Source organism: Propioniciclava soli (genome assembly GCF_014858005.1).
Lineage (GTDB): Bacteria > Actinomycetota > Actinomycetes > Propionibacteriales > Propionibacteriaceae > Propioniciclava > Propioniciclava soli.
The window spans coordinates 105,612-122,766 of sequence record NZ_JACYOT010000004.1 but is presented as its reverse complement, the minus strand read 5'-3'; the positions used below and the strand labels follow the sequence as shown (position 1 = coordinate 122,766).

Genomic DNA, 17,155 nt, shown 5'->3' with positions numbered 1-17,155 from the left:
GGTTCAGCGGGGTGGCTCAGCGGGCGAGCTCGGCACCCAGGGCGTAACTGACCAGCCAGTGGGTGGCCATGAAGTTCTGACCCACCACGTGGTCGGCCACCGCGGCGGCCTGGGTGTTGGCCGCCGACCGGAGGCGCGCGGCGCGCTCGGGCGGGAGGGCGCCGTCCGGCAGCAGCCGGGTCAGCGTTCGCAGGTGCCAGGCCCGCGACAGCGCGAGGCCCAGCAGGTGCGCGGCCTTGCCGTCACTCGGGTCGGTGGGGTGCGGCACGCCCAGCAGCGGGTCCTCAGCCGAGCCGAGGCCGGGCAGGAACGCGGCCAACCAGTCCGCGAACTCGGCGGCCGGCAGCACCCGGGCCACCAGCGTCGCCTCGCACAACGCGGCGGAGAGGAAGTCGTGGCCGCCCGGCTCCCAGGCGACCGGGTAATCGGTGTCGGGCACGAAGTGGCGGCGGACGAACCCGTCGATCGCCGCCACGACGTCGGGACGCCCCAACGCGCCGGCGGCGTCGCGGAGCAGCCCGAGGGAGAAGGCGGTGTTGTCGTGGGCGCCGGTGCGGACCGGGTGGTCGAGCGTCGTCATCCACGGGCCGAGGTGGGCGAACACGGCGTCCGCGACCGGCTCCAGCGCCGCCGACCACCGTTCGGCGTGCGGGTGACCGGACTCAGCGCACACCTGGGCCAACCGCGCCACCCACGCCCAGCCGTAGGGGCGCTCGAAGCCCGGACGCCGCCGCACCAGCTCGGCCTCGACGGCCGTGCGGGCGGGGTCGAGCCGCTCGTCGAGCAGCGCCACCAGCGCCGTGCGCGTGGGGGCGGCGAGGGCGTCCGGGGCCACGTCCAGCAACGTCACGCCGGCGGCGAGCATGTGGACGCAACTGTGCCAGTCGAAGCTGCCGTGGAACGCCGGGTTGAGCCGCTGCGGGCTCGCGTCAACGTCCTCGGCCGAGGTGACGACGTGCTGGGACGCCCACGGGTACGTCGTGCGCACCGCGGTCACCCCCGTCTCGGCCCATGCCGGGGCGCGGGCGGCCAGCTCCGGCGAGGCGGTCACGCCCCGCCGTCCGAACCGCCCTCCGCCGCGCCACCCTGGCCGGAACCACCTTGGCCGGAGCCGCCCTGGGAGGAGCCGTTGCCCTGGTCCGCCTGGTCGTTGCTGCCATTGCCGTCGGAACGTCGGTTCCGGCCGCCGCGACGGTTGCCGTTGCCGCCGCCGCGGCGTCCCTCCCGGTCGCCGCCGTCGGCCTGGGCCTGCGTGGCGACGGGGGCGTCGTGCACGTGGTAGCCACGGGCCGAGCAGTGTTCGCAGGGCACCGTGAACGCCTCGTGGAGACCGGTGCCAATCTTCTTGCGGGTCATCTGCACCAGGCCCAGCGAGGTGACCTCGGCCACCTGGTGGCGGGTCCGGTCACGGCCCAGGCACTCCACCAGGCGGCGCAGCAGCAGCTCACGGTTGGCGGGCAGCACCATGTCGATGAAGTCGATCACGATGATGCCGCCGATGTCGCGCAGCCGGAGCTGGCGGACGATCTCCTCGGCCGCCTCCAGGTTGTTGGAGGTGACCGTGGCCTCCAGGTTGCCCTGGGTGCCGGTGAACTTGCCGGTGTTGACGTCGATGACCGTCATCGCCTCGGTGCGGTCGATGACCAACGAGCCGCCGGAGGGCAGGTGCACCTTGCGCTCGAGCGCCTTGCTCACCTGCTCGTGCACGCGGAAGACGTCGAAGACGTCGCCCTCGGCCTCACGGTCCCACCGCCGCAGGCGGTCCTCGAGGTGCGGGGCCACGTGCGTGACGTAGGCCTCCAGCATCTCCCACGCACCGTCGCCGTCCACGATGAGCTTGCTGAAGTCCTCGGTGAACAGGTCACGGACGATGCGCACCGTGAGGTCGGGCTCGGCGTAGAGCAGCTGCGGCGCGCTGCCGGACTTCTTCTTCTCGATGACCTCCCACTGCGCCTTGAGGCGGCTCACGTCGCGGACGAGCTCCTCCTCGGACGCCCCCTCGGCGGCGGTGCGGACGATCACGCTGGCGTCCGAGTCGACCGCCTCGTCGAGGATGCCCTTGAGGCGCTGCCGCTCGTTGTCGGGCAGCTTGCGGGAGATGCCGGAGAGCTGACCACCGGGGCAGTACACGACGTACCGGCCCGGGATGGAGATGTGCGCCGTCAAACGGGCGCCCTTGGCGCCGACCGGATCCTTCGTCACCTGGACGAGGATCGACTGCCCGCTCTTGAGCACCTTCTCGACCTTGCGGTCGTCGCCGGTCACGCCGAAGGAGTCCCAGTCGACCTCACCGGCGTAGAGCACGGCGTTGCGGCCGCGGCCGATGTCGATGAACGCCGCCTCCATGGAGGGCAGCACGTTCTGCACCCGCCCGAGGAAGACGTTGCCGATCAACGACGCCGAGCTGTCCCGGTCGACGTAGTGCTCCGCCAGGACACCGTCCTCGAGGACGCCGATCTGGGTGTACTCGTCGGTCTGGCGGATCAGCATTTGCCGTTCGACGGACTCCCGGCGGGCCAGGAACTCCGCCTCGGACAGCACGGGCGCCCGCCGGCGGCCGGCCGCACGCCCCTCCTTGCGCCGCTGGCGCTTGGCCTCCATGCGGGTCGATCCCTCGATGCCCGTGATCTCGTCGGACGCCGAACCCGACCCGCGGCTGCGGCGGGGCTCCCGGACCTTGACCACGACGTCGACGCCGTCCTCGTCCTCGGTGCCCGTGTCCTCACCGCGGCGCCGGCGCCGACGCCGACGCCGACCCGGAGAGCCGGCACCGGTTTCGTCTCCCTCGGGCCCCTGCTCGTCCTCGGACTTCTCCTCGGGCTCGCCGGGTCCGTCGCTGCCGGGGTCGGAGTCAGAGTCGTCGGAGGAGTCGTCGTCGCCCTCGGAATCGTCTCCCTCGTCGGAGCCACTGCCCCGACGCCGGCGACGGCCACCCCGGCGGCGACGCCGGCGACGCGGCGATCCCTCGCCGCTGTCGTCGCCCTCATCGCCGTCCGCGTCGTCGTTCTCGTTCCCGTCGTCGTCCGCATTCGCGTCGGCGTCGGTGTCGTCCTCCGTGGGGGCCTCGTCGTCGCGCCCGTCACGGCGCCGCTCGTCGGCGCCGCCGTCGGGCTCGGGGTCGGCGTCGCGGGTCGGCTGACCACCGAGCGCCGCGGCGAGGTCGTCGAGCGCGGCGGCCACGTCGGCGGGGCGGGCGTCCTCCTCGGACGCCTCCGCCTCGCCCCGGCGCGACGGCCGACGGCGCCGGCCACGCGACGGGGTGTTCCGCTCGGTGTTCATCAGCGCGTCGATGGCGCCGTCGATCTCGTTGTCGTCCTCGGCGTCGAGGATGGCCTCGAGCTCGGCGGGCACCTCCTGGGCGTCCGCCGGGGTGCCGACCTCCGCGGCGCCGTCGGCGGCCTGCTCGCCAGCGGCCTGCTCGTCGGCGGGGTCCTCGTCGGCGGCCGGGTCGCCCGCCGATTCGACCTGGGGTTCGGGACCGTCGTCGGAGGCCTCGTCCGGCGTGACGTCGACGACGACCGATTCGGTCGGCGCGGCATCCCCCGTGTCCAACCGCGGGGAGGATTCGCCGACGACCTCGACCTCGGTCGTTCCCTGCACCTCGGTCCACTCCACCTCGACGGCGTCGGGCTCGGCGGCCGGTGCGATCTCGGCCGGTTGCGCTGTGGTCTCGATGGCCTTCGGCGGGGTCTCGATGGCCCTCGGCGGGGTCTCGATGGCCCTCGGCGGGCCGGCGGGGCGGCTGGCCGCACGGCGGCGGCGCGGGGCGCGCTGCGGGGCGTCCTGCTGGGGGTTCTGCTCCTCGCCGTTGGCGGGGTTGATCGGTGTGTCCGAATCGAGCATGTGCTCTCCTCACACGGTGGGCGTGCCACCGTCGGTGTGGTCACCGCACCCGAAGGTGGGCGACAAAGCCTGGTCGGGCGCTGCCGCGGTCGAGCACTCTCGTCGCGGCCTGCGTCCGGGTCGACCGCGCGGTTCGCGGCCCAACCTGTCAGGGCCATGATGCCACACCCCTGGGGGCGAGGGACACCTCAGCGGCCCGGGCGCGTCTCGAACGGGCCGACGATCCGCTCGCCGTCCCACTCTCCCTGGGCGCGGCGGGTGAGCACCGGCACCACTCCGGCAGCGAATTCATCGTCCCGGTTCCGCAGGGCCGTCACCACGTCGTCGGGCCGCACCAGCGGCGTCCCGTGGGCCGAGATGAGCTCCAGGCCCTCCGGATCCGCCGTCAGCCGCACCACCGCGGCGCGCGCGTCGAAGGTGCGCACCCCGTTCTTGGTCATGCGCTCGACCGGGGCGGCGTCGGCCGCCAGGAACTCCGCCACCACCCGGGCGAGGACTCCCGGATCCGCGCCCGGTAGGTCGATGCGCCAATGCGAGGCCGTCAGCCGCTCGGCCAGCCCGCCGGGCACCGCCTCGGCCACGTCCACCACGGCCAACCCGTCCGGCAGCGCCGCAGCGAGGGCGGCGCCGACGGCGTCCGGATCGCGCCGCTCGCTCAGGCCGATCTCCAGGTACTCCGCCACACTGGCGGCACCCGTGGGCGCGGCGTTGGCGAACGACACCCGCGGGTGGGGGTTGAAACCGGAGCTGTAGGCCATGGGGACGTCGGCTCGGCGCAGGGCGCGCTCGAAGGCGCGGCTGAAGTCGCGGTGGCTGGCGAACCGGGCACGCCCCCGCTTGGCGTAGCGGACGTGCAGCTTCTGCACCGGCGGGGCCTGCTGTTCGGGTTGCTGGCGCGGGGTCACAGGCCCGCAGCGTAGCCGGTGCCGTCGACGTGCGACGACAAGGGGCGGGACGCCCCCCCGCGGCGGCCATCACGCCGCTAGCGTGCTGCCCCACCGGACGCCAGCACTCAGCGACGCCACCCGGCCCGCGCCCACCACCGAAAGGGGCCGTCCATGTTCGAGACCGCCGTCACCTGGCTCGTCGGGGTGCTGTGGAGCACCCCGATGTTGTTCCTCGTCCTGGGGGTGGGCATCTGGTTCACGATCCGGCTCGGCGTGCCGCAGCTGCGGCGCATCCCCGAGATGCTGCGCTATCTGGTGGGCGGCGGCGACTCCACCCGCGGCGTCTCCTCGTTCCAGGCCTTCGCCATGGCGCTCGGCGGACGCGTCGGCGTCGGCAACATCGCCGGCGTCGCCACGGCCATCAACGCCGGCGGCCCGGGGGCGCTGTTCTGGATGTGGATCACGGCCACCATCGGTGCCGCGATCGCGGTCGTCGAGTCATCGCTCGCGCAGGCGTACAAGGAGGAGATCAACGGCGAGTACCGCGGCGGGCCCGCCTACTACATCGAGCGTGGCCTGGGTTGGCGGTGGTTGGCGGTCGCCTACGCGATCGCGGCGTCGCTGGCCTTCGCGGTCACCGGCCCGTCGATCCAGTCGTTCAACATCGCCACGTCGGCGCAGGCCGGCCTCGGCATCGACCCGGTGGTCAGCGGTGTCGTCGTGGCGGCGCTGTTCTGCGCCGTCATCTTCGGCGGCCTGAAGCGCATCGGCACCGTGTGCGGCCTCGTGGTGCCGTTCATGGCGGCCGCCTACATCCTCATCGGCCTGGTGATCGTGGCCCTGAACGCGCCCGCGATCCCCGGCATGATCACCCACATCTTCGCGGCCGCCTTCGGCGCCGATGCGGCCTTCGGCGGCATGCTCGGCGCGGCGATCATGTGGGGCGTGCGCCGGGCCGTCTACTCCTCCGAGGTCGGCATCGGCTCCGGCGCGCAGGCGTCCGCCGCCGCCGAGGTGAGCCACCCGGTCAAGCAGGGCCTGGCGCAGGGCTTCTCGGTCTACGTCGACACCCTGTTCGTCTGCACCATGACCGGCCTGATGATCCTCGTGACCGACAGCTACAACGTCGTCGGTGCCGACGGCGTCACGCTGATCGCCGAGTACGCGCCGGGCCTGGAGGCCGGGCCGGCCTACACCCAGGCCGCCATCGACGCCGTCTTCCCCGGCTTCGGCTCGGTGTTCATCGCGATCGCCATGTTCTTCTTCGCGTTCACCACCCTGTTGTCCTTCGGCTTCTACGCCGACACCAACATCGCCTACCTCATGCGCGGCCGCCGGGGGGAGCGCGCCGTCGTCACCGTCGTCCAGCTCGTGCTCGCCGGCTCGATCGTGCTGGGCGCCTTCCGCTCCTCCGAGCTCGCCTGGGCGATCGCGGACGTCGGCGTGGGCCTGTTCGCGTGGATCAACCTCATCGCGCTCGTGCTGCTGAGCCCGAAGGCCATCACGATCTACGCCGACTACGAGCGGCAGCGCAGGGCGGGTCTGGACCCGGTGTTCGATCCGGACGCCCTCGGTCTGCGGGGCGCACTCGTGTGGCGCGAGGTCGCGGCGCGGCGGACGACCGCCCCCACGGACGCCGACCCCGGGAGGTAGGCTCGGGCGGCGTGTCCGACATCACCTATCGCACCTTCGACATCCCCGACGCCCTGACCGACGAGCTGCGCGGCTGGTACGACGCGGTCGGCCTCGGCTTCCATCAGAAGCAGGGCTCCGACGAGGCGGCCGGCCGGTGGCGCGAAGAGGTCAGCCGCGACGGCTGGCGACTCGACGGCGCCTACGCGCCGGCCTCGGAGCACTCCCTGGGGGCGCACATCCCCGTCGCCACGTTCGCGACCACCACGCAGAGCATCAACACCGGCGGCGGGCACGTCGAACCCGCCTGTTTCATCACCGACGTCACGGTGCGCACCACTCACCGGCGCCGCGGCCTGCTGAGCCACCTGATGGGCGCGGCGTTGCGCCGCGCCCGCGACGAGGGGCTGAGCCTGGCCGCCCTGACGGTGACCGAGGGCGGCATCTACGGTCGCTTCGGCTTCGGTGTCGCCACCCAGCACCGCAGCGCCGAGATCGACACGGGGCTCCGGTTCGGCCTGGTCGCCCCCGTCGAACCCCGGGTCGAGATGATGCCGAACGACGCGAGCGTCGCCGTGCGCCGTGCCGTCTTCGACCGCTTCCACGCGACCCATCGCGGCTCGCACCAGCGGCTGGCCTTCTACGACGCCCTGCTGTCCGGGGCGTGGGACTGGGACTCCGACGGCCCCAACAAGGCCATTCGCTCGGCGGTGCACCTCGACCCGTCCGGCCAGCCGGACGGCGTGCTGTCCTACGAGATCGACGAGCAGTCCTCGGCGGTCAAGATCCGGGACCTGCTGGCACTGGACGCGGGTGCCGAGCTGGGCCTGTGGCAGTTCATCGCGGCGCTCGACCTGGTGGAGAAGGCCACCCTCCGACGGCTCTCCCCCACCTCTGCGCTGCCCTGGGCCCTCACCGATCCGCGGGTGCTGAAGGTCACCGGCGTCGAGGACTTCACGTGGCTGCGGGTGCTCGACCCGGCCGCCGCGCTGGCCGTGCGGGCCTTCGACGCCGACGGCGAGATCGCCCTCGAGGTGGTCGACCCGCGCGGGATCGCGTCCGGCACCTGGCGCGTCGCGGCGCGCGCGGGGCACGCCGAGGTCATGCCGGCGACCGAGGCGGCCGTCCAGGTCGACATCCGCGCCCTGGGCAGCCTCTACCTCGGCCTGGCGGACGCCCGCACGTTGGCCGCGGCCGGGCTGGTCCACGGACCGGCCGCGGACGTGGCGGCCCTGGCGCGGCTCTTCCGCACCGACGGGCCGCCCCACAACACCTCCGGCTTCTAGGCGAGCGCCGGGTCGGCCTCCTGGATCCGGGTCACCTCGTCGCGACCGGGCGCGTACGCCCCGTTGCGGCTCACGGTGATGCCGGACGTGATGACGGCCCGGTGCAGCGCCGGCTGGACGTCGGACCAGCTCGCCGCGGCGAGCCGCTCCCGCGCCTCGACCGAACCGAGCAGGCCGGCGTCCAACAACCCGGAGACGAGCCCGGCCATGAAGGAGTCGCCGGCGCCGACGGTGTCGCCCACCTCGACGGTCATCTGGTCCAGGTGCAGCATGTCCCGGTTGCCCGCCAGCCGCGCGTAGGCGCCCCACGGGCCGCGGGTGACGACCACCAGGGCGGGCCCCGCGGTGATCCACCGGCGCATGACGTCCTCCACCGGCTCGTCGGGGTAGAGCCACGCGATGTCCTCGTCGCTGGCCTTCACCACGTCGGCGAGCCCCACGAGCTCCTCGATGCGGCCCAGCACGTGCTCGGGCGTCTCCATGAGGGCCGGCCGCACGTTGGGGTCGTAGGAGACGGTGGCGTGTTCCCGGGCCCGGCGGGCCACCGCCACCACCGCGGTGCCGCCGGGCTCCAGCGTCGCCCCGATGCTGCCGGTGTGCACGTGGCCGTACGGCGTGAGGTCGCCCAGCTCGGGGACGTCCCACTCAACATCGAACTCGTAGGTGGCCCGGCCGTGCTCGTCGAGCGTGGCCTGCGCCACGGTGGTCCGGGTGGCGCCGTCGGTGCCGGGCACCACGTCCACGCGGGCGTCCGCCGCGAACGTCGCGAGCCGGTCGCCGCGCTCGTCGCGGCCCCACCACGCGCAGATCGCGGCGGGGCGTTCGAGCGCGGCCACACCCGCGGCCACGTTCAGCAGGCTGCCGCCCACGTGCTCCTGGGTGGGCTGGTCGGCGCGGCTCACCACGTCGATCAGCGCCTCACCGAGGCACAACACGGCCTTGTGTTGGTCTGACATCAGTGTCCTTTCGCAGCGAGGGGGTCCCCGGTGTCGCGGGGGTCGTGGGTGAGGCCCAGCTTGGCCTCCATCTCCTCCAGCGGCACACCCTTCGTCTCGGGCATCACGCGGAGCACCCAGACGAGCTGGCCCACCATGAACACGAAGAAGATGGCGAAGGCCACCCCGCCGCCGAGGGCGCCGATGACCGGCGGGAAGAACGTCGAGGTCAGCCACGCGAACACCCAGTGCGTCAGCGAGCCGAGCGACTGGCCGCGGCCGCGGATGCGGTTGGGGAAGATCTCGGAGATGAACACCCAGATCACCGAGCCCTGGCCGAAGGCGTGGGCGGCGATGAACACCAGCAGGCCGACGAGCACCAGGATGCTGGAGGTCGAGTCGAACGCGCCGCCCAGCACCTGCTCGTAGTAGAACATCAGGCCGGAGAGGAAGCCCAGGCTGATCAGGTAGCCGATCGAGCCGATCAGCATGAGCTTGCGGCGTCCGATCTTGTCGATGACGGTGAGCGCCGTCATCGTGGCGATGAGGTTCATGAACCCGACCGCGACGCTCATCATGAACGCGGCGTCCGTGCTGGCCCCCGCGCGCTCCATGACGACCGGGGCGTAGTACAGGATCGCGTTGATGCCGGACATCTGGTTGAACATGGCGATCGTGAACGCGAGCAGGATCACCTTGGCGTGCTGGGGGGTGAAGAACGGCACCTTCGGGGCGTTGGTGGCAGCACTCAGGGACGTGTTGATCTCCTCGACCTGCAGACGGGCCTCGTCCTCGGAGGTCGTGAGCCGGCCGATCACCTCGCGGCCCTCGTCGGCCCGGCCGTTGGCCATGAGCCAGCGCGGGGTCTCGGGGACGGTGAAGAGCAGCAGCAGGAAGATGACCGACGGCACGGCCATGACGCCGAACATCCAGCGCCAGTCGCTCGTGTGGTCCGACACCACGGCGCGGACGATGGCGTTGGAGAGGTACGCGAGCAGGATGCCGAGCACAATGTTGAACTGCACCAGGCCCACGAGACGGCCGCGCACCCGGGCGGGCGCGATCTCGGCGGTGTAGATGGGCGCGCAGACGGACGCCGCACCCACGCCGATGCCGCCCAGGAACCGGAAGACCTCGAGCATGACGATGTTGGTGGCGAACGCCGAACCCAGCGCCCCGACGACGTACAGGATGCCGATGACGAAGAGCACCGGCTTGCGGCCGAAGCGGTCGGCCGGCTTGCCGGCGGTGAGGGCACCGAGGATCGTGCCGAGCAGGGCCATGCCCACAGCCCAGCCGAGGTAGGCGTCGGAGAGCTCGAAGTAGCTCTTGAGCTGCTCGGTGGTTCCCGAGATGACGGCGGTGTCGAATCCGAAGATCAGACCGCCCAACGAAGCGACCAGGGCGCTCCGGATGACGAGGGGTCTCATGCGCCGCACAGTACGCCTGCTCGGACAGGCGAACGACGTGATTCCACGAAGAAACGGACCGATTCCTACTTAAGTACGACTTTGGGTTCGTGGGAAGAACGAGTGAGCCGCCATCGCCCCCGCACCCGTCGCGTCGACAACCGCACAAGCACGCCTTCTCGACGCGCCGGTCGCAACCCGGGCGGGGGTACCTCAGGCGGGGGTACCTCAGGCAGGGGCGGCGTCGTGGGTGACGGCCAGGTGACGGCGCCACAGCACCCACCCGACACCGGTGAACGCGAGCGCCGTGGCGGCCAGGCTGGCCAGGCTGATGCCCACGAACGGGGCGAGGACGCCGGCGATGACGGCGTTGGACATCAGCTGCACGAACGACTGCACCGAGCTGGCGGCGCCTCGGCGGCTCGGGAACAGCGCGAGCATCTCCAGGGTGAGGATGGGGAAGGCCAGCGCGATGCCGAAGGAGTACACGGGCAGCACGAGCACCGCCCACGGCAACCCCTGCGTGGCGGGGATCAGCGTGAGCACGAGGTTCACCGACCCGGCGCCGAGCGACACGAGGTAGCCGATCGTGGCGATGCGCGTGCCGGGCAGGCGCCCGGCGAGGCGTCCGGCGACCCAGGAGCCGAACACCAGCCCGCCGATGAGCGGGAAGAACAGCCACCAGAAGTCCTGCTCGCCCCCGCCGAGGTGGGTGACGACGATGAGCGGCGCGGAGCTGATGTAGAGGAACATGCCGGCGAAGTTGGTCATGCCGGCGAACGCGAGCCGGCGCCCGGCCGGGTCGCGCCACACGGCCACCAGCCCGGAGAACAGCGGGCCGACGCGCAGGGGGGATCGGGCCTCGGCCGGGTGTGACTCGGGCAGCACGAGGACGGTGAGCCCGACGACCAGCAGTCCGAAGACCGCCAAGAACCAGAAGATGACCGTCCAGTCACCGGCCAGCAGCAGCCAGCCACCGACCACGGGGGCGAGCGCCGGTGCCAGGCCGAAGATCATGGCGATGTGGCTCATGACGCGCTGGGCCACGGGGCGCGGGAACAGGTCGCTCACCATGGCGCGGCTGATGATCTGGCCCGCGCCGGCGCTGGCGCCCTGCAGGGCCCGGAACACCAGCAGCAGGCCCAGGTTGGGCGAGAGCGCACAGCCCACGGACGCCGCCGTGTACAGCAACCCGCCCACGATGATGACCGGCTTGCGGCCCACGGCGTCCGAGATGGGGCCGTGGAACAGGCTCATCGTGCCGAACGCGAGCATGTAGACGCTGATGAGTTGTTGCAGCGCCACCGAGCCGACACCCAGGGACTCCCCCATCTGGGTGAAGGCGGGGAACATGGTGTCGATCGAGAACGGCCCCACCATTCCCAACGCGGCCAGGGTGACGAGCAGCATGCCGTGCGACGGCTGGCGGGTGGACGTGGTGGTGGGCACCCGGGCATCCTAGGGCCCCGCGCGGGGGCCGGGGCCGACGGGTCGCCCCGGCGGACGGCGAGGCGGGGGTCGGTTCAGCGCGGGGTGATCGGCAGCAGGTGCTTGCCCGTCGGGCCGATCTGGATGGCCGTGTCGAGCTGGGGGCACACGCCGCAGTCGTAGCACGGCGTCCACCGACAGTCCTCGACGGGCTGGGAGTCCAGGGCGTCCTGCCAGTCCTCCCACAGCCAGTCGCGGTCGAGGCCGGAATCGATGTGGTCCCACGGCAGCACCTCGGCGTACTCGCGTTCGCGCGTGGTGTACCAGTCCAGGTCGACGCCGGTGGTGGCAAGCCCGGTCGCGCAGGCGTCCACCCACCGGTCGTAGTCGAAGTGCTCACTCCACCCGTCGAAGCGGCCGCCCGCCCGCCAGCACGCCTCGATCACGGCGCCGACGCGGCGATCGCCACGGCTGAGCAGACCCTCGATGACGCCGGGGCGGCCGTCGTGGTAGCGCATGCCGATGGCGCGGCCGTACCGCTTGTCGGCGCGGATCTTGTCGCGCAGCGCCAGGAGGCGGTGGTCGATCGTCTCGGCGGACGCCTGCGCCGCCCACTGGAACGGCGTGTGGGGCTTCGGCACGAAGCCGCCGATGCTCACCGTGCACCGGATGTCGCGCGAGCCGGCCGCCCGGCGTCCGGTCTCGATGACGCGGGCCGCCATGTCGGCGATCACCAGCACGTCCTCGTCGGTCTCGGTGGGCAAGCCGCACATGAAGTACAGCTTCACCTGACGCCAGCCGTTGCCGAACGCGGCGGCCACGGTGTCGATCAGGTCGTCCTCGGTGACCATCTTGTTGATGACCTTCCGCATGCGCTCCGACCCGCCCTCGGGGGCGAACGTGAGACCGGAGCGGCGTCCGTTGCGGGAGAGTTCGTTCGCGAGGTCGATGTTGAAGGCGTCCACGCGTGTCGAGGGCAAGGAGAGCGAGACGTTGGTGCCCTCGTAGCGGTCGGCCAGCTCCTTGGTGACGTCGCCGATCTCGGAGTGGTCGGCGGAGCTGAGCGACAGCAGCCCCACCTCCTCCAGCCCCGTGGCGTCCAGGCCACCGGCGACCATCTGGCCGATGGTCTCGATGGTCCGCTCCCGCACCGGGCGCGTGATCATGCCCGCCTGGCAGAACCGGCAACCGCGCGTGCAGCCGCGGAAGATCTCCACGGAGTAGCGCTCGTGGACGGTTTCGGCGATCGGCACGACCGGCGCCTTGGGGTAGGGCCACGCGTCGAGGTCCATGAGCGTGTGCTTGGCGATGCTGAAGGGCACCCCCGCCCGGTTCGGCACCACGCGCTGGATGCGACCATCGGGCAGGTAGGTCACGTCGTAGAAGCGGGGCACGTACGCCACGCCGTCGGACGCCAGCCGCTCGAGCAGCCCGTCACGCCCGCCCGGCCGACCCTCGTCCTTCCAGGCCCGGATGAGCTCCGACACCCGCAGGGACGCCTGCTCGCCGTCCCCGATCACCGCGGCGTCGATGAAATCGGCGATGGGCTCGGGGTTGAAGGCGGCGTGACCGCCGGCGATGACGAGCGGCTCGTCGTCGCCCCGGTCGGCCGCGTGCAGGGCGATGCCCGCCAGGTCGATCGCCTCGAGCAGGTTGGTGTACCCCAGCTCGGTGGCGAAACTCACCCCGAGCACGTCGAACGCCCGCACGGGGCGGTGGGAGTCCAGGGTGAACTGCGGCACCCCGTGCTCGCGCATCAGCGCGGCCAGGTCCGGCCACACGGCGTAGCTGCGCTCGGCGAGCACCCCGTCCTGCTCGTTCAGCACCTCGTAGAGGATCGCCACGCCCTGGTTGGGCTGACCCACCTCATAGGCGTCGGGGTACATGAGGCACCAGCGGACGGCGCAGGCGTCCCACTCCTTCGTGACGGAGTTGACCTCCCCGCCGACGTACTGGATGGGCTTGCTGACGCGCGCGAGCAGGGGTTCGAGCGCACCGAAGAGCGAGGGGACCGAGGTCGCCGCCGGGTGCGGGGTGGGTGGCTTCGTGGCAGTCATAGGACCTCCCATGGTAGGGGTCGCCGACACGCGCGCTCGCTAGGGTGGGGGCATGAGTTCCACGCCCCGTTGGCCCCACGTCATCTTCGACCTCGACGGCACCCTCGTCGACACCATCGCCCTCATCGTCGCCTCCTACCAGCATGCCTTCACCACCGTGCTGGGCCATGAGTGGGACGAGGCGGAGATCCGGTCGTGGATCGGGCAGTCGCTGATCGGGGCCATGCGCCAGGCCAGCCCCGAGAAGGCTGACGAGATCTTCGCGGCCTACACGTCCTGGAACGAGGCCAACACCGAGCGGCTCGTCGCCCAGTACCCCGGCGTCAACCAGCTGGTGCGCGACCTGGTGGCCGCCGGCGTCCGCATCGGCGTGGCCACGTCCAAGCGGGCGGAGCCGGCCCAGCGCGCGCTGCAGCTGGTGGGGCTGGACGACATCGTGCCCGTGCTGGTGCACCACGACAGCGTCGACGAGCACAAGCCCAGCCCCAAGCCGCTGTTGGCCGCACTGGACGCCCTGGGCGCGCGGCCCGAGGACTCCGTCTACGTCGGGGATGCCGCCGTCGACATGCTGGCCGCGCGCAATGCGGGCATGGCCGGGGTGGCCGTCACCTGGGGCGCCGGTACCCCGGACGCCATCGCCGACGCCAAGCCGCTGATCACCTGCACCACGGCCGACGAGCTGCGCTCCGCCCTGCTCGGTCCGTCCTGAGCTGGGCCGACCTGAGCTGGGCCCCGCCGGCACCGCGCCCCGGGGGCGGCCTCCGTGCCGGGGTCAGCCGGGTTGCCGCGGGTCCGGGTCATCGGGCCGGTGGGTGAAGCCGGCCTGTTCGAGGTCGATGGCGAGCTCATCGATCTCGGCGTGCTCGTCGTCCCACTGCCCCGTGCGGTAGGCCGTGCGGCCGACCATGTGGCCGGCCGTGGGCGCGGTGGACACCTGGAGGGCGATGACCAGCAGGCACAACGCGAAGCTGTGCCACGTCCGCAACGAGATCGCGACGCCGATGAGCGCCACCATCAGGCCGAACACCTGCGGCTTGGTCGCGGCGTGCATGCGGGTCAGGACGTCGGGGAAGCGGACGATGCCGACGGCCGCAGCGAGGCAGAAGAACGCCCCGATCACCAGCAGCAGGGCCCCAATGATGTCGAGCACCTCGGTCATCGTTCCTCCTCCGGCTGCTCGCGCTGCTCCCGACCCTCGCGCTGCGCCCGGGCCGCATACGCGCGCGCCTCGGCCTCGCGGAAGCGGCGCTCCTGCGCCGTGGTGGCGGTGATGAGGCGAGCCAGGCCCACGGCACTGGTGAACCCGAGCAGCGACAGGGCCAGACTCACCACGAGCGCCATGGGCGTGTCGGCCCACAGGGCGTAGCCCGCCGCGGCGACGGCGAGGATGACCAGCAGCACGTCCGACGCGACGCCCCGGTCGAGCGAGGTCGGCCCTTTGGCCAGCCGGACGAGCGCGAACACGGCCGCGACGGCCAGCATGAGACCGGCCACGCCGATCAAAATCTGGTCGATCACCACTCCTCCCCCTCCGTCGACAGCGCCGAGGTGGATGCACCGTCGTGGGCCCGTTGTTCGGTGTCGCTGAGGGCTGCGACCTGCGCGCGCTCGGCCTCGTTGCCCAGGGCCATCACCACGCGACGCTCGATGCCCAGGGTGTCCGGCACGGCGTGGGCCAGGTGGTCGCCGTCCGGGGTGTCGAACACGTGCAGGTAGAGCGTGCGCGTCCGTTGCCGGGCATCCAACACCACCGTGCCGGGCACGATCGACACCAGGACGGCCGTGATCACCTGGTAGAAGTCGGAGTCCGAGCGCAGCTGGACGCGGACGATGCCGGTCCGCGGCTTGCGGCGCCCGAAGGCGAACCGGGCGAGGGCGAACGACGCGACGGCGAGGTCGGTGAGGGTCGCGACGGCGAGCTTGAGGGCGTCCCAGGGGTGGAGCCGCCCGCCGTAGTTGACCGGCGGCAGCGGGAAGGTGATGGTGACGAGCCAGGCGAGCAACGCCCCTCCGACGACGGAGACAAGGTTGACGTCGCCGACGAGGATCATCCAGAAGACGGTCAGCACCGAGATCTGGCGCCACTGGATCCGGAACCGTGAGACCGGGCGGGTGCCCGCTGCCCGGGGGGCGCGTCGAGCGCTCATCGGTCGACCTCCTGCAGAACGACCGCGGCGTAGTTGCCGTCGCGCAGCGACGTGGCGGCCTGGGACGTGTACTCGTACAGCGGACCCGCGCCGACGGTCAGCACGAGGCTCAGGCCGATCAGCAGGCAGGTGGCGCCCACCTGGGCGGGCGGCAGCGCGCGATCCGTGGCCGGGTCCTCGTCATCGTCGTCGTCGTCGGCCCCGGGGGTGCGGCCCGAGGGCAGGATGGGGGTGCCCCAGAAGGCGCGGTTCCAGACCTTGGCGACGGCGTACAGCGTGAGCAGGCTCGTGACCACCGACGCCACGACCAGCGCCCACGCCAGCGGCGTCCCGACCCCCACGCCGGCGTTCAGCAACCCGAGCTTGCCGATGAACCCGGAGAACGGCGGGATGCCGGCCAGGTTCATCGCGGGCACGATGAACAGCACGGCCAGCAGCGGTGACATCTGCGCCAGGCCGCTGAGCTTGTCGAGGGAGTTGCTGCCCCCCACGCGCTGCACCAGGCCGGCCACCAGGAAGAGCGTGGCCTGGATGGTGATGTGGTGCGCGGTGTAGAAGATGGCCCCGGCGAGGCCGGTCTGGGTGGCCAGCGCGATGCCCATCACCATGTAGCCGATGTGGCTCACGAGGGTGAACGACAGCAACCGTTTGAGTTCGGACTGGGCGATCGCGCCCAGGATGCCGACGAGCATGGTGAACAGCGCGACCCACAGCAACAACTCGGTGAGGGGGCGGTGCGGGAACAGCAGGGTCTGCGTGCGGAGCATCGCGTAGACGCCGACCTTCGTCAGCAGGCCGGCGAACACGGCCGTGACGGGCGCCGGAGCCGTGGGGTAGGAGTCGGGCAGCCACGCCGACATGGGGAACACGGCGGCCTTCAGCCCGAACACCACCAGCAGCATCACCTGGATGATCGCCTGGGTGTGGGTGTCGAGCTCGGGCAGGCGCACCGCCAGCTCGGCGAGGTTGACGGTGCCGGTCGCGGCATAGACCGTGGCGATCGCGGTGAGGAACAGGCTGGCGCTGAGCAGGTTGACCACCACATAGGTCGCCCCCGCGCGCATGCGCGGCCCGGTGCCGCCCATCGTCAGCAACACGTAGGACGCGAACAGCAGCACCTCGAAGCCGACGAACAGGTTGAACAGGTCGCCGGCGAGGAAGGCGGCCGAGACCCCGGCGCACATCACCAGGAACGTCGGGTGGAAGATCGAGATGGGGGTCTCGTGCTTCAGTTCCTGCTCGTCCTGCCCGGTGGAATAGACCAGGACGGCCAGCGTGATCACCGACGCCACGGTCAGCATGATCGCCGCCAGGCGGTCGCCCACCAGGGCGATGCCGTACCCCGTCGGCCAGGCGCCCACCCACAGGTGCTGGACGCCGTCGGTGTGGGCCTGCACGGCGAGCACCGCCGCGACGACCACGACGAGGAACAGGACGAACACCGACACGAAACGCTGCGCTCGCGGCCGACGCCCGAGCAGCAGGGTCAGTCCCGCCCCCAGGATCGGGAGGAGGACCGGCATGGTGAGCA

The 17,155-nt window shown here is 71.9% G+C and carries 14 protein-coding genes; 3 read left to right on the top strand and 11 right to left on the bottom strand.

Translation table 11 applies throughout. The features are described 5' to 3' along the window. Nucleotides 1-16: 16 nt before the first annotated feature. The 3 genes from IFY26_RS03370 to IFY26_RS03360 form a co-directional block, all read right to left on the bottom strand. Entirely contained in the window at nt 17-1,051 is a 1,035-nt protein-coding gene (locus IFY26_RS03370) for a DUF2891 family protein (RefSeq protein ID WP_232547585.1), read from the bottom strand. Next, the gene (locus IFY26_RS03365) at nt 1,048-3,843 is read right to left on the bottom strand and encodes an Rne/Rng family ribonuclease (protein WP_232547584.1); all 2,796 of its coding nucleotides are present in this window, start codon (nt 3,841-3,843) and stop codon (nt 1,048-1,050) included. Before IFY26_RS03365 ends, IFY26_RS03370 begins: the two co-directional genes overlap by 4 nt. 188 nt (nt 3,844-4,031) lie before the next feature. Further along, nucleotides 4,032-4,748: a TIGR03936 family radical SAM-associated protein gene (locus IFY26_RS03360; RefSeq protein ID WP_232547583.1), complete on the bottom strand. Its 717-nt coding sequence runs from the start codon at nt 4,746-4,748 to the stop codon at nt 4,032-4,034. Between the two features lie 153 nt (nt 4,749-4,901). Here IFY26_RS03360 and IFY26_RS03355 point away from each other — a divergent pair, with 153 nt between their 5' ends. Together IFY26_RS03355 and IFY26_RS03350 are read left to right on the top strand one after the other, a co-directional pair. Continuing rightward, entirely contained in the window at nt 4,902-6,383 is a 1,482-nt protein-coding gene (locus tag IFY26_RS03355) for an alanine/glycine:cation symporter family protein (RefSeq protein WP_232547582.1), read from the top strand. 11 nt (nt 6,384-6,394) lie between these two features. Further along, nucleotides 6,395-7,648, top strand: a complete 1,254-nt coding sequence (locus IFY26_RS03350) for a GNAT family N-acetyltransferase (RefSeq protein WP_232547581.1) — start codon at nt 6,395-6,397, stop codon at nt 7,646-7,648. Here the strand turns inward: IFY26_RS03350 and IFY26_RS03345 are convergent. The 4 genes from IFY26_RS03345 to IFY26_RS03330 form a co-directional block, all read right to left on the bottom strand. After that, nucleotides 7,645-8,604 (bottom strand): PfkB family carbohydrate kinase, encoded by a 960-nt coding sequence (locus IFY26_RS03345; RefSeq protein WP_232547580.1) that lies wholly within the window; start codon nt 8,602-8,604, stop codon nt 7,645-7,647. The genes IFY26_RS03350 and IFY26_RS03345 overlap by 4 nt on opposite strands. Continuing rightward, entirely contained in the window at nt 8,604-10,013 is a 1,410-nt protein-coding gene (locus IFY26_RS03340) for a sugar porter family MFS transporter (protein WP_232547579.1), read from the bottom strand. Before IFY26_RS03340 ends, IFY26_RS03345 begins: the two co-directional genes overlap by 1 nt. 207 nt (nt 10,014-10,220) lie before the next feature. Then, nucleotides 10,221-11,441 carry a multidrug effflux MFS transporter gene (locus IFY26_RS03335; protein WP_232547578.1) on the bottom strand — a complete coding sequence of 407 codons (1,221 nt, stop codon included), beginning with the start codon at nt 11,439-11,441 and terminating at the stop codon, nt 10,221-10,223. 74 nt (nt 11,442-11,515) lie between these two features. Beyond that, a complete protein-coding gene (locus tag IFY26_RS03330; protein WP_232547577.1) occupies nt 11,516-13,477 on the bottom strand; it encodes a TIGR03960 family B12-binding radical SAM protein in 1,962 nt (653 codons plus the stop codon). Nucleotides 13,478-13,529: 52 nt separating this feature from the next. On the opposite strand from IFY26_RS03330, the gene IFY26_RS03325 reads away from it, so the two are divergent. Beyond that, nucleotides 13,530-14,186, top strand: coding sequence for an HAD family hydrolase (locus tag IFY26_RS03325; protein ID WP_232547576.1), 657 nt, complete (start codon nt 13,530-13,532; stop codon nt 14,184-14,186). 63 nt (nt 14,187-14,249) lie between these two features. On the opposite strand, the gene mnhG is transcribed toward IFY26_RS03325, so the two are convergent. From mnhG to IFY26_RS03305, 4 genes are read right to left on the bottom strand one after another with little or no spacing between them, the layout of a single operon-like run. Beyond that, a complete protein-coding gene (gene mnhG, locus IFY26_RS03320; protein WP_232547575.1) occupies nt 14,250-14,636 on the bottom strand; it encodes a monovalent cation/H(+) antiporter subunit G in 387 nt (128 codons plus the stop codon). Continuing rightward, the gene (locus IFY26_RS03315) at nt 14,633-14,995 is read right to left on the bottom strand and encodes an MrpF/PhaF family protein (RefSeq protein ID WP_232547574.1); all 363 of its coding nucleotides are present in this window, start codon (nt 14,993-14,995) and stop codon (nt 14,633-14,635) included. The genes mnhG and IFY26_RS03315 overlap by 4 nt, the downstream gene beginning before the upstream one ends. Beyond that, nucleotides 14,992-15,624: a Na+/H+ antiporter subunit E gene (locus tag IFY26_RS03310; RefSeq protein WP_232547573.1), complete on the bottom strand. Its 633-nt coding sequence runs from the start codon at nt 15,622-15,624 to the stop codon at nt 14,992-14,994. The genes IFY26_RS03315 and IFY26_RS03310 overlap by 4 nt, the downstream gene beginning before the upstream one ends. After that, nucleotides 15,621-17,147 carry a Na+/H+ antiporter subunit D gene (locus tag IFY26_RS03305; protein ID WP_232547572.1) on the bottom strand — a complete coding sequence of 509 codons (1,527 nt, stop codon included), beginning with the start codon at nt 17,145-17,147 and terminating at the stop codon, nt 15,621-15,623. Before IFY26_RS03305 ends, IFY26_RS03310 begins: the two co-directional genes overlap by 4 nt. Nucleotides 17,148-17,155: the final 8 nt, after the last annotated feature.

Coding starts and splice junctions, on each gene's coding strand:
- IFY26_RS03325 (WP_232547576.1), top strand. CDS start 13,530: ATGAGTTCCACGCCCCGTTGGCCCCACGTCATCTTCGACCTCGACGGC.
- IFY26_RS03365 (WP_232547584.1), bottom strand. CDS start 3,843: ATGCTCGATTCGGACACACCGATCAACCCCGCCAACGGCGAGGAGCAG.
- IFY26_RS03305 (WP_232547572.1), bottom strand. CDS start 17,147: ATGCCGGTCCTCCTCCCGATCCTGGGGGCGGGACTGACCCTGCTGCTC.
- mnhG (WP_232547575.1), bottom strand. CDS start 14,636: ATGACCGAGGTGCTCGACATCATTGGGGCCCTGCTGCTGGTGATCGGG.
- IFY26_RS03340 (WP_232547579.1), bottom strand. CDS start 10,013: ATGAGACCCCTCGTCATCCGGAGCGCCCTGGTCGCTTCGTTGGGCGGT.
- IFY26_RS03345 (WP_232547580.1), bottom strand. CDS start 8,604: ATGTCAGACCAACACAAGGCCGTGTTGTGCCTCGGTGAGGCGCTGATC.
- IFY26_RS03355 (WP_232547582.1), top strand. CDS start 4,902: ATGTTCGAGACCGCCGTCACCTGGCTCGTCGGGGTGCTGTGGAGCACC.
- IFY26_RS03330 (WP_232547577.1), bottom strand. CDS start 13,477: ATGACTGCCACGAAGCCACCCACCCCGCACCCGGCGGCGACCTCGGTC.
- IFY26_RS03310 (WP_232547573.1), bottom strand. CDS start 15,624: ATGAGCGCTCGACGCGCCCCCCGGGCAGCGGGCACCCGCCCGGTCTCA.